The 13,003-nt window shown below is 70.7% G+C and carries 13 protein-coding genes; 7 read left to right on the top strand and 6 right to left on the bottom strand.

Going from position 1 to position 13,003, the window contains the following annotated elements; genetic code table 11:
* Window positions 1-35 precede the first annotated feature (35 nt).
* Together ABZ815_RS44400 and trpS are read left to right on the top strand one after the other, a co-directional pair.
* Window positions 36-1,349, top strand: coding sequence for a hemolysin family protein (locus ABZ815_RS44400; RefSeq protein ID WP_357707726.1), 1,314 nt, complete (start codon window positions 36-38; stop codon window positions 1,347-1,349).
* A gap of 14 nt (window positions 1,350-1,363) precedes the next feature.
* Window positions 1,364-2,368 (top strand): tryptophan--tRNA ligase, encoded by a 1,005-nt coding sequence (trpS, locus tag ABZ815_RS44395; RefSeq protein WP_357707725.1) that lies wholly within the window; start codon window positions 1,364-1,366, stop codon window positions 2,366-2,368.
* A gap of 35 nt (window positions 2,369-2,403) precedes the next feature.
* Here trpS and ABZ815_RS44390 read toward each other — a convergent pair whose 3' ends face one another.
* The 3 genes from ABZ815_RS44390 to ABZ815_RS44380 all read right to left on the bottom strand — a co-directional run bounded on the left by ABZ815_RS44390 (window position 2,404) and on the right by ABZ815_RS44380 (window position 4,505).
* Window positions 2,404-2,610 carry a hypothetical protein gene (locus tag ABZ815_RS44390; RefSeq protein WP_357707724.1) on the bottom strand — a complete coding sequence of 69 codons (207 nt, stop codon included), beginning with the start codon at window positions 2,608-2,610 and terminating at the stop codon, window positions 2,404-2,406.
* A 96-nt stretch (window positions 2,611-2,706) separates the two neighbouring features.
* The gene (locus tag ABZ815_RS44385; RefSeq protein ID WP_357707722.1) at window positions 2,707-3,897 is read right to left on the bottom strand and encodes a helix-turn-helix transcriptional regulator; all 1,191 of its coding nucleotides are present in this window, start codon (window positions 3,895-3,897) and stop codon (window positions 2,707-2,709) included.
* 134 nt (window positions 3,898-4,031) lie between these two features.
* Window positions 4,032-4,505: a MarR family transcriptional regulator gene (locus ABZ815_RS44380; protein WP_357707720.1), complete on the bottom strand. Its 474-nt coding sequence runs from the start codon at window positions 4,503-4,505 to the stop codon at window positions 4,032-4,034.
* Between the two features lie 93 nt (window positions 4,506-4,598).
* On the opposite strand from ABZ815_RS44380, the gene ABZ815_RS44375 reads away from it, so the two are divergent.
* Entirely contained in the window at window positions 4,599-5,462 is an 864-nt protein-coding gene (locus ABZ815_RS44375; protein ID WP_357707719.1) for a haloalkane dehalogenase, read from the top strand.
* On the opposite strand, the gene ABZ815_RS44370 is transcribed toward ABZ815_RS44375, so the two are convergent.
* Window positions 5,459-5,965: a MarR family winged helix-turn-helix transcriptional regulator gene (locus ABZ815_RS44370; protein WP_357707717.1), complete on the bottom strand. Its 507-nt coding sequence runs from the start codon at window positions 5,963-5,965 to the stop codon at window positions 5,459-5,461. The two genes, ABZ815_RS44375 and ABZ815_RS44370, sit on opposite strands and share 4 nt — an antisense overlap.
* A 61-nt stretch (window positions 5,966-6,026) precedes the next feature.
* Between ABZ815_RS44370 and ABZ815_RS44365 the strand changes: the two genes are divergently transcribed.
* Together ABZ815_RS44365 and ABZ815_RS44360 are read left to right on the top strand one after the other, a co-directional pair.
* Window positions 6,027-7,304, top strand: coding sequence for an amidohydrolase family protein (locus tag ABZ815_RS44365; RefSeq protein WP_357707716.1), 1,278 nt, complete (start codon window positions 6,027-6,029; stop codon window positions 7,302-7,304).
* A gap of 30 nt (window positions 7,305-7,334) precedes the next feature.
* Window positions 7,335-8,348 (top strand): YihY/virulence factor BrkB family protein, encoded by a 1,014-nt coding sequence (locus ABZ815_RS44360; protein ID WP_357707714.1) that lies wholly within the window; start codon window positions 7,335-7,337, stop codon window positions 8,346-8,348.
* A gap of 48 nt (window positions 8,349-8,396) precedes the next feature.
* On the opposite strand, the gene ABZ815_RS44355 is transcribed toward ABZ815_RS44360, so the two are convergent.
* Window positions 8,397-9,383: a D-alanyl-D-alanine carboxypeptidase gene (locus tag ABZ815_RS44355; protein WP_357707712.1), complete on the bottom strand. Its 987-nt coding sequence runs from the start codon at window positions 9,381-9,383 to the stop codon at window positions 8,397-8,399.
* A 198-nt stretch (window positions 9,384-9,581) separates the two neighbouring features.
* Here ABZ815_RS44355 and ABZ815_RS44350 point away from each other — a divergent pair, with 198 nt between their 5' ends.
* Complete coding sequence (locus tag ABZ815_RS44350) at window positions 9,582-9,812, top strand: hypothetical protein (protein WP_357707710.1); 231 nt, start codon at window positions 9,582-9,584, stop codon at window positions 9,810-9,812.
* Here ABZ815_RS44350 and ABZ815_RS44345 read toward each other — a convergent pair.
* A complete protein-coding gene (locus tag ABZ815_RS44345; RefSeq protein ID WP_357707709.1) occupies window positions 9,784-11,175 on the bottom strand; it encodes a peptide ligase PGM1-related protein in 1,392 nt (463 codons plus the stop codon). The genes ABZ815_RS44350 and ABZ815_RS44345 overlap by 29 nt on opposite strands.
* A 489-nt stretch (window positions 11,176-11,664) precedes the next feature.
* Between ABZ815_RS44345 and ABZ815_RS44340 the strand changes: the two genes are divergently transcribed.
* Window positions 11,665-12,891, top strand: a complete 1,227-nt coding sequence (locus tag ABZ815_RS44340) for a M20 family metallopeptidase (protein WP_357707707.1) — start codon at window positions 11,665-11,667, stop codon at window positions 12,889-12,891.
* The last annotated feature ends 112 nt before the right edge of the window (window positions 12,892-13,003 follow it).

Below are 13,003 nucleotides of genomic sequence, written 5' to 3'. Positions count from 1 at the left end.
ACGCGGGAAACCCGCCGAGTACGCTGCCAACCACCATGTTTGACACCCTCGGGGCGAACATCGCCCTGGTCCTGCTCTTCATCCTGGTCGGCGGGTTCTTCGCGGGCGCGGAGATCGCGATGGTCTCCCTGCGTGAGAGCCAGGTCCGCAAGCTCGCCGAGCGCGGCCGCAGGGGCGAGCGCGTGGCCAAGCTCGCCCGCGACCCCAACCGCTTCCTGTCGGCGGTGCAGATCGGGGTGACCGTCGCCACCATGCTCTCGGCCGCCTTCGGCGCCGACCGGCTCGGGATGCAGCTCGTCCCGGTGCTCGAACGCTGGGGGGTGCCGCAGGGCGTCGCGTCCGTGCTCGGGCTCGTGCTGGTGACGCTGGCCATCTCGTACGTCTCGCTGGTGCTCGGCGAGCTGGCCCCCAAGCGGCTGGCCCTGCAACGGACCGAGGGGCTGTCGCTGTTCGTCGCGCCCTTCCTCGACCGCATCGCCTCGCTGTCCCGGCCGATCATCTGGATGTTGTCGAAGTCGACGGACCTGGTCGTCCGGCTGCTCGGCGGCAACCCGGAGGCCGACCGGGAGGAGGTCACCACCGAGGAACTGCGCGACATGGTCGTCGGGCACGCCGAGCTCACGGCCGACGAGCGCAAGCTCATCGCCGAGGTGTTCGCCGCCGGCAAGCGCCAGCTCCGCGAAGTCATGCTGCCCCGCACCGAGGTCGAGTTCATGGACGCCGAGACGCCGCTGGCCGAGGCCGCGCACCTGGCCGCCACGCTGCCGCACTCCCGCTTCCCCGTGTACCGCGAGTCATACGACGAGGTCATCGGTTTCGTGCACGTGCGCGACCTGCTCGACCCCGAGCTGATCGGCCGCACCGAGCCCATCAGCGCGGTGGTGCCGATCCGGCCGGCCAAGTTCGTGCCCGCCTCCAAGCGTCTGCTGAGCACCCTGAACGAGATGCGCGACGAGGGCCAGCACCTGGCCATCGTGGTCGACGAGTACGGCGGCACCGCGGGCATCGTCACCATGGAGGACCTGGTCGAGGAGCTGATCGGCGACATCAGGGACGAGTACGACGTCGAGGAGGACGTCGTCGTCCTGCCCGCGGGCGAGATCGAGATCGACGGCCTGACCAACCTCAACGACTTCGCCGCCGAGACCGGCGTACGGCTGCCCGACGGCCCGTACGAGACGCTGGGCGGGTTCGTGATGGCCATGCTGGGGCACGTGCCGGCCGTCGGCGAGCAGGTGGAGATCCAGGGCTTCGAGCTCACGGTCACCGAGCTGGACGTGCGCCGCATCGCACGGGTGAGGGTGAAACGCCGGGCCGCCGTCGAGTCGCCGCCCGACCAGGATTCCTGACACAATTGCCTGCTATGGCCAGACCTCGTGTTCTCTCCGGCATCCAGCCCACCGCGGACTCATTCCACCTGGGCAACTACCTGGGTGCGGTCCGTCAGTGGGTCACGATGCAGGAGACCCACGACGCCTTCTACTGCGTGGTCGATCTTCACGCGATCACCGTGCCGACCGAGCCCGCCGCCCTGCGCAGGCGCAGCCGGGTGGCCGCAGCGCAGCTCTTCGCCGCCGGGCTCGACGCCGAGCGCTCGACCGTCTTCGTGCAGTCGCACGTGCGCGAGCACACCGAGCTCGCCTGGATCCTGATCTGCCTCACCGGCATGGGCGAGGCGGCCCGGATGACGCAGTTCAAGGACAAGTCGGCCAAGTTCGGCGAGAGCGCGGCCAGCGTCGGGCTGTTCACCTACCCGATCCTCCAGGCCGCCGACATCCTGCTCTACCAGGCCAACGCCGTCCCGGTGGGGGCCGACCAGAAGCAGCACCTGGAGCTCACCCGCGACCTCGGTCAGCGCTTCAACCACCGCTTCGGCGACACGTTCACGCTGCCCGACCCGTACATCCTCAAGGAGGTCGAGAAGATCACCGACCTCCAGGACCCGACGGCGAAGATGTCGAAGTCGTCCTCCAGCCCGGCGGGCATCCTCGACGTGCTGGAGCAGCCGGGGCCGCTGCGCAAGAAGGTCATGCGCGCGGTGACCGACACGGGCTCGGAGGTGCTGTTCGACGAGGAGAACAAGCCGGGCATCTCCAACCTGCTGCGCATCCAGTCGGCGCTGACCGGCACCCCGATCCCCGACCTGGTCGCCCGCTACGAGGGCCAGGGCTACGGCACGTTCAAGAAGGACGTCGCCGAGGCGGTCGTGGAGACGTTCACGCCGATCCGGGAGCGCACGGAGAAGCTGCTGGCCGACGAGGCCGAGCTCGACCGCCTGCTGGCCGTCGGCGCCGAGCGCGCCGCGACCGTGGCCCGGCAGACGATGGCCGAGGTCCGCGACCGCGTGGGCTTCCTGCCCAAGCTCTGAGGCCGGAAGGGTGGCGGGTCGCCGCCCTTCACGGGTCATCCGGGGCGCGCGCCTGACCGGTCGAGCGGGCGTACGCGCAGCCGGGCGCGGAGCGCGGCCAGGCTCCGGCCGGTGAGCCGGACGTCGCCCGACACGGCGGTCCATCCCGCTCGTCCCCGGCTGAACGCCCAGCCGGGGAACTCGCGCATCGCCTCCTCCAGCAGACGTTCCATGACGACGGCGGCACTCGGCGTTGTGGTCATGGGACGCACAGTGCCACCCCGGCGCCTCTCCGTGACGAACCGCGGTGACAGATCTCCCTGTTCGGCCGGAGCGAACTCGGAGTTCGGTCGCCGGCCTCAGACGTCGATGTTGTGCCGTTCGGCGAGGAAGCGCACCTCCGGCGCCCACGACGGCCGCGCGCGGCGCACCAGCGAGCGGACCATCTCCCGCAGCAGCAGCTTGTGGTCGAGCTCCTCGGGGCTCTCGCGCTCGATGCGCAGCAGGTAGACCAGGCTCGCGGCGTCGTCGCCCAGGTCCTCGCAGGCGCGGGCGACGTGGCACAGGTGCGTGGTGCGCCGCTCGATGGAGGGCGTCCTGCGGATGTCGATGTCGTCGGCCAGCCGCAGCACGGCCTCGGGGTGGCCGGTGTCGTTCTCGATGCTGGCCATGTGGATGGCCACGTTGGTGGGGCCGAAGAAGGCCAGGTCGTAGGCGCCGGAGTGGTCGTCGGCGTGTTCGGCCAGCCGGGCGGCGGTGCCGCGCACGGTCTCCCTGGCCTGGTCGTCGTCGCCGCCCCGGGCCGCGCTGATGGCGGCCAGCAGGTGCAGCGCGCCGAGGGCCTTGATGTGCCGGACGTCGCCGTCGGCCACGTGGGGTTCGAGGATCTCGATGCCGCGCCGGGCCACGTCGTGGGCGATCTGGTGCATGTCGTCGGAGAGCATCGACTGGCCGAGGTTCCAGTGGGCCCAGGCGAGCATCAGCGGGTCGGCCGACTCCTCGGCGTAGCGCATGGCCCGATCGGCGGCCAGGTGCGCGAGATCCACCCGCTGCAGGTGCTTGAGCACCCCTCTGGCCAGCATGTACGCGTCCGTCGCCGCCCTGTAGGCCGTGGGCGTGCGCTCGGCCGCCAGGCTCTCGGCGTCGGCCACCAGCGAGGGCAGCGCGGCCATCAGGATCGAGTACCGGCGGGCCGAGGTGAACCAGGCGTTGCGCGCCGCCGCCACGCGTTCGGTCAGTTGCCCGGCGTCGGGCGGTTCGAGGTCGGGCTCGTCGGCCCGGCAGGCGAACAGGGCCCGTTCGATGTCGCGGATCTGCGGCCTGCTGGGCTCGTGGGAGTCGCGGGGGGTCTCGCCCAGGAGCACGGCGGTGCGTACGCCGAGGACCTTGGCGATCTCGCGGAGAAGGGGCAGCGAGGGAGTGCGTTTGCCGTGCTCGATCAGTTCGATGTGCCGGGTGGTGCAGCCGGACTGGGTCGCCAGCGCGGTCGTGCTCATGCCCCTTCGTTCGCGCTGGAGTCGCACCATCTGCCCGGTGCTGATTTCGGTCATGGGGGTGACGCCTCCTGGCTAGGTCCCGACACAGCACAGGCTAGGGTCACCGGACCGGCGCTGCCATGCGTTCCTCCTGGTCAGGAGGTATGTCGGCAAGCTCCCGCGCCTCGGCTTTTACTGGTTTTTGCCCACTATTGGGATGGTTGGGAGTGGTGGTCGCGCAGCCGTGCGAGCAGCCCGGTGAGCTGGTCGCGCTCGGGGCCGGTCAGGGGGGCCAGCAGCTCGTCCTGGACGGTGTCGACCAGCGCGTCGAGCCGGGTGAGCCGGTCGCGGCCGCGCTCGGTCATGGAGATCACGTTGCGCCTGCGGTCGGCGGGGTCGGGGGCGCGCTCGACGAGGTCGCGCTCGGCCAGCTCGTTGAGCAGCGCGACCATGTCGCTGCGGTAGATCCCGGTGCGCCGGCTCAGCTCCGCCTGGCTGGCCGGGCCGGCCTCGCGCAGCGCGACGAGCACCGCGTAGTGCCACTTGCGCGCGTCGGCGTCCGCGAGCCGTTCGGTGACCAGGCGGTCGGCCTGCGTCGCGACGTGGGCCAGCAGGCGGCTCGGCAGGCTGCGCAGGCGGGCGGGGGCGGCCTGGTCGCCGGCGTCGGTCATGTCGTGGCTCATGCCGGCGATCCTATCCCTGTTGCGTTAGTGGCACTAACGATGTACTTTCGTTAGAGCAACGAACGTTAGAGAGACAAACGAAAGAGGCGCGTCATGCCTGTTGTCGATGTGCTGGACTCGACCATGTACTACGAGGACCGGGGCGAGGGTGTCCCGATCGTCTTCCTGCACGGCAACCCGAACTCCTCCCACCTGTGGCGCAACGTGCTCCCCGCGGTGGGCGGGCCCGGCCGGTTGCTGGCCCCCGACCTGATCGGCATGGGCCGTTCGGGCAAGCCCGACCTGGCCTACCGTTTCACCGACCACGCCCGCTACCTCGACGCCTGGTTCGACCGGCTCGGCCTGGAGGACGTGGTGCTGGTCGGGCACGACTGGGGTGGCGCGCTGGCCTTCGACTGGGCGGCGCGGCATCCGGACCGGGTGCGCGGAGTGGCCTTCTTCGAGACCATCGTGCGGCCGATGAGCTGGAGCGAACTGGGTGAGGGGCCGCGCGCCCGCGGCGAGCTGATCAGGAGCGAGGAGGGCGAGCGGTTGGTGCTCGACGACGACTTCCTGGTGCGGACGGCCTACACGGGCGGGGTGCTGAACCCGCTGAGCGAGGAGGAGATGCGGCCGTACCTGGAGGCGTACGCGACCAGGGAGAGCCGCCGGCCGCTGCTGCAGTGGGCGCGCTCGATCCCGCTCGACGGCGACCCCGCCGACGTGACCGAGGCGGTCGAGCGTTACGGCAAGTGGCTGGCGAGCAGCGGCGACGTGCCCAAGCTGCTGCTCACCTTCGACTCCTCGCCGACCCTGCTCATCCAGGGCGAGGTGCTCGACTGGTGCGCCGGCAACATCTCGGCGCTGGAGATCGAGCACCTGGGCCCGGCCGGCCACCACGCCCCGGAGGACCAGCCGGAAGGCATCGCGGCGGCGATCCGCTCGTGGGCCGACCGCCACGCCCTGCGTGCGAGCTAGCGGAAGCGGCGGCGGCCGACGAGGCCGAGCACCTCGCGCAGCGCGTCGGCCGCCGCCCTGACGTCCTGTTCCGGCACCCCGGCCAGCACCTCCTCGTGCGCCCGCGACGACGCGTCGAGCGCCGTCAGGGCCACCCGGAGGCCCTCGGCCGTGAGCTGCACCCACCGGCTGCGCGCGTCGCCCGCGTTGGCCTCCCGCTCGACGTAGCCCGCCGTCGTCAGGCGTTGCAGCACGTTGCTGGTGCCCCCCGAGGTGAGCAGCAGCGCCTTGGACAGCTCGCTCGGCTTCATCCGGTGCGGCGCCGGCGTACGGGTGAGCGCGGCCAGCACGTCGAACTCGGCGTAGGTCAGCCCCAGCTCGGCCAGCTCGGCCTTGATCGCCTGCTCGAAGACCAGGTGCAGCCGGGACAGGCGCTTGCTCAGCTCCAGACCGGCGATCAGCGACGACGACAGCCCGGACTCCGTCCAGCGCGGCACCATCGCGTCGATCTCATCCGGTTTCACGCCATCGAGAATACCCATCGCCAGATTGCTTTCTGAAAAGCTTCCTCTTAAGCTTTTCGGCATGACAACTCTCCTGATCAAGAACGGCACCGTGATCGACACCGAGCCCGAGCCCGTGGTGCTCGGCCAGGTGGACGTGCGCGTCGAGGACGGCCTGATCGCCGAGGTGGGCCCCGGCCTGCCCGACGTCCCCGGCGCCGAGGTGATCGACGCGACCGGGCGGATCGTGCTGCCCGGGTTCGTCGACACCCACCGGCACACCTGGCAGGCCGGCATCAGGGCGGTCGCCCCCGACCTCGCCTTCGACGGCTACCTGCGCCGCGTGCTCAACGAGCTGGCCCCCGGCTACCGCCCGGCCGACGTCTACACGGGCAACCTGGCCGGCGCGCTGGAATGCCTCGACACCGGCATCACCACGCTGCTCGACTGGTCCCACATCCAGCTCTCGCCCGCCCACACCGAGGCGACCGTGCGGGCGCTGCGCGACTCGGGGATCAGGGCCGTGCTCGGCTGGTGCCACGGAGGCGAGCCCGGCGGGCTCGTCCGCGAGGGGCTGCGGGTGCACGGGGAGCACTTCGGGGCGGGCGGCGGGCGGGTCACCATGGTCGTCGCCGCGCTCGGGCCGGAGATCGTGGGCGAGGAGCACGCGCTGGCGGAATGGCGTCTGGCCCGCGAGCTCGACCTGCCGGTCACTGTGCACATGGGCGTCGGGGGCCCGGACGGCGCCGCCCGCGGCCTGGCCTTCCTGGAGGCGAACGGCCTGCTCGGGCCCCGGACCACGTACGTGCACGCCACCAGCTACAGCGACGACGACCTCAAGCGCGTCGCCGGCAGCGGCGGCAGCGTGTCGGTCTCGCCGGTGGACGAGATGACGCTCGGGATGGGCTACCCGGTCACCGGACGGGCCAGGGCGGCGGGCATCCCGACCGGTCTCGGCATCGACACGGTGAGCTGCGCGCCGGGCGACATGTTCAGCCTGATGCGGGCGGCGTACCTGCTGGAACGCGGCCGGCCGGGCGGCGGGGGCATGGGCTTCACCACCCGCGACGTGCTGCGCATGGCCACCGTCGAGGGGGCCGAGGTGGTGGGCCTGGGCGACGTCGTCGGCTCGCTGCGGCCGGGCAAGCAGGCCGACCTGCAACTGCTGCGTACGGACACGCTCGGCATGGCGGCGGCGCACGACCCGATCGGCGCCGTCGTGCTCAACGCCGACCCGAGCGCGGTGGAAACCGTGCTGATCGGCGGGCGTGCCGTCAAGCGAGGTGGGCAGATGCTCCACCAGGACCTGGCGGCGGTCCTGGCGTCACTGACAGAATCGGCCGACGCCGTGACGAGGTGATCGTTCGCCTCCGGCAGGGGGTGTGAGGGCGTGAAGGCGAGTCTGACCGAGCGGATCGCGTCGATACGCGCCTGGGGCCGCAGGACGCTCGACCACTGGCGGGTCCGCCGGTTGTGGATCGACCACCTGGTCAGGGCCGTACGCCGCTACCAGCTCCAGGGCGGCGACCGGCTGGCCGGCTCGGTCACCTATTTCTGCTTCCTGTCCTTCTTCCCGCTGCTCGCGCTCGGGTACGCGGTGCTCGGCTTCACCCTCGACGCCAGCAGCGCGACCAGGGAGGCGCTGGAGACCGCCATCACCGAACGGCTGCCGGGCATGGCGGCCGACCTCAACCTGGAGCAGATCGCCGGCGCCCGGACCACCGCGGGCATCATCGGCCTCCTCGGCCTCCTGTACGCCGGCCTCGGCGCGATGGACGCCCTGCGCGCGGCGCTGCGCGAGATGTCGATGACCACCGTGCCGCCGCCCAACTACTTCCTGGGCAAGCTGCGCGACCTGGTCTCGGTCATCCTGCTCGGGGCGACGCTGGTCGTGTCCGCGCTGGTGTCCGGGGCCGCGACCACGGTCACCGACAAGGTGCTCGATCGTGTCTTCGGCGACAACTCGCTGCTCAGCACCGAGGCGTTCCGGATCTTCGTGGTGGTGGCGAGCGTCGCGGCCGACTGGGTGCTGTTCGTGATCATGCTCGGCTGGGTGGCCAAGCCCGCCGAGCCGTTCAAGGTCATCGTCAGGGGCGCGCTGCTCGGGGCCATCGGGTTCGGGCTGCTCAAGCAACTGGCGAGCCTGCTGCTCAGCCACACGCTCAGCAACCCGGTCTACGGCGCGTTCGCCGCCACCGTTGGGTTGCTGGTGTGGATGAACTTCTCCGCCCGGCTCGTGCTGCTGGCCGCCGCCTGGACGTCCACCACGGGGTTGTGCCCGCCGCCGTCCCCGTCGCCGATCCCGTCGCTGGGGGACCCGACGGAGGTGCCGGCGGCCGACCCGGACCCGGCGCCCGGCCCCGAGTGCAAGGGCGCGACCCCGCGCCCGACCTCGGAACCCTGACCCGGCCCCCTCCTCGGGGCCCGGTCCGGGCCCCGCCACGCCCTGTCGTCAGGGGCGGGACCTGTTGCGCTTGCGGCGGATGCCGAAGCCGAGCCACACCAGCCCGAACAGCAGGCCGCCGCCGATCACGGCCGAGCCGACCGTGCGGGTGGAGTCGGTCTGCTTCGAGGCGGCGGCGTCGAGCAGCGGTGGCTGGGCGGCCGGCGTCACCTTCGAGACCGGCGCCTGGGGGGCGGCCCGCACCCGGTCGGGCACCGGCTCGACGAGTTGCCCGACCGGGGCCGCCTTGCCCCTGACCGAGAAGCCCCAGTCGAGCAGCTTGGCCACCTCGTCCCAGAAGTAGCCCTCGTGCCGCATGATCGTGACGAGGATCGTGTGGCCGCCGCGCGTGGCCGCGCCGACGAAGCTGCCCTGCGCCTTCGACGTCCAGCCGTTCTTGACGCCGATCATGCCCTGGTAGCGCCAGAGCAGCTTGTTGTGGTTGCTGATCTCGTAGTAGTCCTTGGGCGCCGGAAACTTGGCAACCTTTGTACTGATATACCGCCGGAAATCGGGGTTTGCGAGGCCGGCGCGGGCGATGAGCGCCAAGTCGTACGCCGAGCTGCTCTGGCCGGGCTTGTCCAGGCCGCTCGGGGTCTTGGCCACCGTGTCGTACGCCTGCAACCGCTTGGCCTCGGCGTTCATGTCGCGCATGGTCTGGGCCACGCTGCCGTTCGTCTCGGCCAGCGCCATGGCGGCGTCGTTGCCCGAGGACATCATCAGCGCCCGGAACAGGTCGTCGACCTTGTACGTCATCTTGGGCGTCAGCCCGACCGCCGTGCCCTCCTGGTTGCAGGCGTTCTGGCTCGGCCGGACCTTGCGGTTCTTGTCGAGCTTCGGGAGCAGCGTCAGCGCCGTGAGCGTCTTGAGGGTGCTCGCCGGCAGGTAGCGACCGTGCGCGTCCTTCGCGGCGAGCACCTGACCCGTCTCCACGTCCGCGATGACGTAGGAAGTAGCCTTGCTCTCGGGGGGCGCCTTGACGCCTTGGGGTTGCACCAGCCCACGGCTTCCCAGCGCGTCACCGCCGACAGGCGTCGTCGGCGTGGCGGATGCGGTCCCGCTCGTGAGCGTGACCGCGGCGAGAAGTGCCGTAACCGGCACAAATTTCGTCCACATGGCGGTCTCAGCGTAGCTCCGTGTGAATGCCCATGTGGCGACACATTCCCCGGATGATCCGCCTTCGATACTGGAGAGATGACCATGTCACCAAAGATCGCCGGTTTCCTCGTCATCCTCGGCGTGTTCATGATCGTCGAGTGGATCAACCTGGGGTTTAACTTGGCCGACGGACATCCCACCGGCTTCTACGTCGTGCACGGCATCCTGATCGCGGTCAACGTGATCCTAGGCGCGGTGCTGGCGGTGATCGGGTGGCGCGGTCTGCGGGAGGCCGGGATCAGGCGTCGCAAAGAAGGCGCCGGGTGAGCGCGTGCAGCTCGTCGGCCTCCTCGCGCGAGTCGCCGATGGTGGTGAAGCCCAGCTTCCCGTACTCGGGGAGTGCGCCGAGCAGGTGGAAGACGTTGCCCGTGCGCCGGTCGGCGTCGAAGCCGATCCCGAGCCGGCGGGCGGTGCGCATGACCTCGCCCGGCGTGCGGCCACGCAGGCAGGACGAGGAGCAGTTGTCGGTCGCGGTGTAGAACTTCGGCTGGTTCCCGGCCATGAGGAGGCCGGTGGCCGGGTCGTACCTGGCTCCGGTCGTCAGCACCGCGGCGCCGTACGGGTGCGTGGTGCCGCCGATCCGCAGGTTGATCTCGCACAGCAGCGCGGCGTACCCGGCGTCGGCCTTGAGGGCGAAGAAGTCCATGCCGAACAGGCCGACCACGCCGCGCTCGGCCAGGATGCCGGCGATGCGCTCGGCCGACTCGCCCACCTCGTGCCGGTACTCCGGGGCGGCGGGGAACGTGCAGCCCTGGTAGACGTCGTTGTTGGGGCCGCCGAGCACCTGGTCGTGCGTGGCCAGCACGGCCGCGTGCCCGCCTGGCGTGATTCGAGCCAGGGCGCTCGGGTAGTAGAGCGGGCGATGTTCGATGAACTCCTCCACCACCGCGCCGCGCTCCCTGATCTTCGTCGTGAAGCTGGTCCAGGTCTCCCCGGCCGCCGAAAATCGGGTCAGTGAGCGGTCGGCCTTGCTGACGATGGCGTTGCCCAGGCCCGAGTAGCCGTCGTTGAGCTTGACGATCACCCGTTCGCCGGGCAGCGAGTCGATGGCCTCGTCGATCGCGATGATGCTGTGCACGTCGCCGAAGCCGCGGGCCATGGGCACGCCGGCCTCGTGCCCGACCTCGCGGGCTCCGCTCTTGGAGCCGTAGTAGGCCAGCGAGGTGGCGGGTCCGTAGATGGGGACGTTGAGTGACGCGGCCAGCTCCTCCTCGGTCTCGCTGAGGACGAACGGCACCAGCCAGGCGTCGGCGTCGATCGCCGACCGTAACCGGTCGAGGACGTCGGGTCGGCGCAGCAGCGTCCGGGTGAGGGGTTGCGACCAGGGCTCGTCGAGGCTGATGAGCTCCAGGCGCTTGGCGGCGTCGTCCGGGTCGGGGAGGAAGCTGAGGTAGTAGTCGATGATGTCGGGATCGATCGGCGCGGAGGAGAGGTAGATCACCTTGACCCCGGGTTCCCGGAGCGTCAGGAGGAGGAAGAGAAGGCGCTCCTCGTACGATCGGGCTGCCGTGATGCGGCGGAGCTCGTCCTGCGGCAGGGAGAGCGAGGGTACGACCACCAGGGTCCCCTCACTCGGCTCGAAGATGCTCAACCCGGCATACTTCTCCCCGAACGGGATATTAGTGATCATATAGCGAGTGAAACACGCATTCTTCACAAATGCAGCAAGCGACAAAGTGTCATGACCATGACAGAAGGTGACAGGATTCAAAATCGGTGAGCACGTTTGGAAGTGGCGACATCGGGTCACCATCTAATGATCCCTTGTGACTATTTTCCGGATCAGGCGGACATGTGCGGAACGTGACCACCTGCGGTTACGGGCATGCCGTCGGCCAACTTTTGGTGTATCTGTCGGCGCGAAGGCGCACGGGGGCGATAAAGTCAGAAGCATCGCCATCGGGCTCACGGCTTACCGCCGTGCACCCGGGCTGCTGCGACCGATGAACGCGAAGCCCGTGCTGACGATCTCGCGCACCGAAACCTCCGGGTGTGGCTTTTGATTCGCCGAGCGGCCGCCTCAACCAGGTGGCTACCGCAGGATGGATGATTTTCGAGAGCGTTATGAGCCGCCGTCGCCGCGTGGGACGCGCGGCCTCGACGGGATGGATGGTGACATATGCGGGGACGTGAGCTGCGGGGAGAGCTGGACGCGTTCCTGGCGGAGATCGAGCAGGAGCTGGTGGCGTTCCGTCGCGACCTTCACATGCATCCTGAGCTGGCCTTCGCCGAATACCGCACGACCCAGCGCATCGCCGACCGGCTGACCGCCGCCGGGCTGACCCCGTCGGTGCTGCCGCGCGGCACCGGGCTCGTCTGCGAGGTGGGCAGCGGCGACGGGCCGACCATCGCCCTGCGGGCCGACATCGACGCGCTCCCGCTCCAGGACGAGAAGGACGTGCCCTACCGCTCCACCGTCCCCGGCGCGTGCCACGCCTGCGGCCACGACGTGCACACCACGGTCCTGCTCGGCACCTCGATCTTCCTGGCCCAGCAGGCCGCGGCCGGTCTGCTGCCGGGCCGGGTCCGGCTGATCTTCCAGCCCGCCGAGGAGCTGCCCGGCGGCGCCCTGGAGGTCATGGCCCACGGCGGCATCAGCGGCGTCGACCGCATCTTCGGCCTCCACTGCGACCCGCGCGTCGACGTCGGCCAGCTCGGCCTGCGGAGCGGTCCCATCACCTCGGCCTGCGACAAGCTCGTGGTCAGGGTCTCCGGCCCCGGCGGCCACACCGCCCGTCCGCACCTGACGGCCGACCTGGTCTTCGCCCTCGCCAAGATCCTCACGGAGCTGCCCGCCGCGCTCTCCCGCCGGGTCGACCCGCGCTCGTCGCTCAGCCTCGTCTGGGGCCGGGTCGAGGCGGGCTCGGCGGCCAACGCCATCCCCGACGACGGCATCGCCGAGGGCACGATCCGCTGCCTCGACGAGAACGCCTGGCACGCCGCGCCCGACCTGATCAAGGCCCTGCTGGAGTCCGTCGCCGGCGCGTACGGCGTCGAGGCCGTGATGGACTACACGCGGGGCGTGCCGCCGGTCGTCAACGACGAGGTCAGCGTCGAGATGCTGGCCGAGGCGGCCGAGCGGGCCCTCGGGGCCGGCGCGGTGGTGCCCACCCAGCAGTCGCTCGGCGGCGAGGACTTCGCCTGGTACCTGGAGTCGATCCCCGGGGCCTTCGCCCGGCTCGGCACGCGCTCGCCCGACGGCGTCACGTACGACATCCACCAGGGCACCTTCGACGTCGACGAGAAGGCGATCGCGATGGGCGTGCGGGTGATGGCCGCCACGGCGCTGACCGCGCTGTGGGACGTCGGCCCGCTCGACTCGATCAGCAACAACGCCATGGCCTGAGCCCAGGTCCGACGGCCCGCCGCGCGACGCGGGGGGGCCGGGGGGGGGGGGGGGTGGCCGGGCCAGACCACCCCCCCCCCCCCCGGCCCGTGGCCCCGCGCCACCGGGGGCC

The organism is Nonomuraea sp. NPDC047529, assembly GCF_040642995.1.
Taxonomy (GTDB): domain Bacteria; phylum Actinomycetota; class Actinomycetes; order Streptosporangiales; family Streptosporangiaceae; genus Nonomuraea.
Note: the sequence above shows the minus strand (reverse complement) of the source record. Positions and strands in the feature narration are given on the sequence as shown.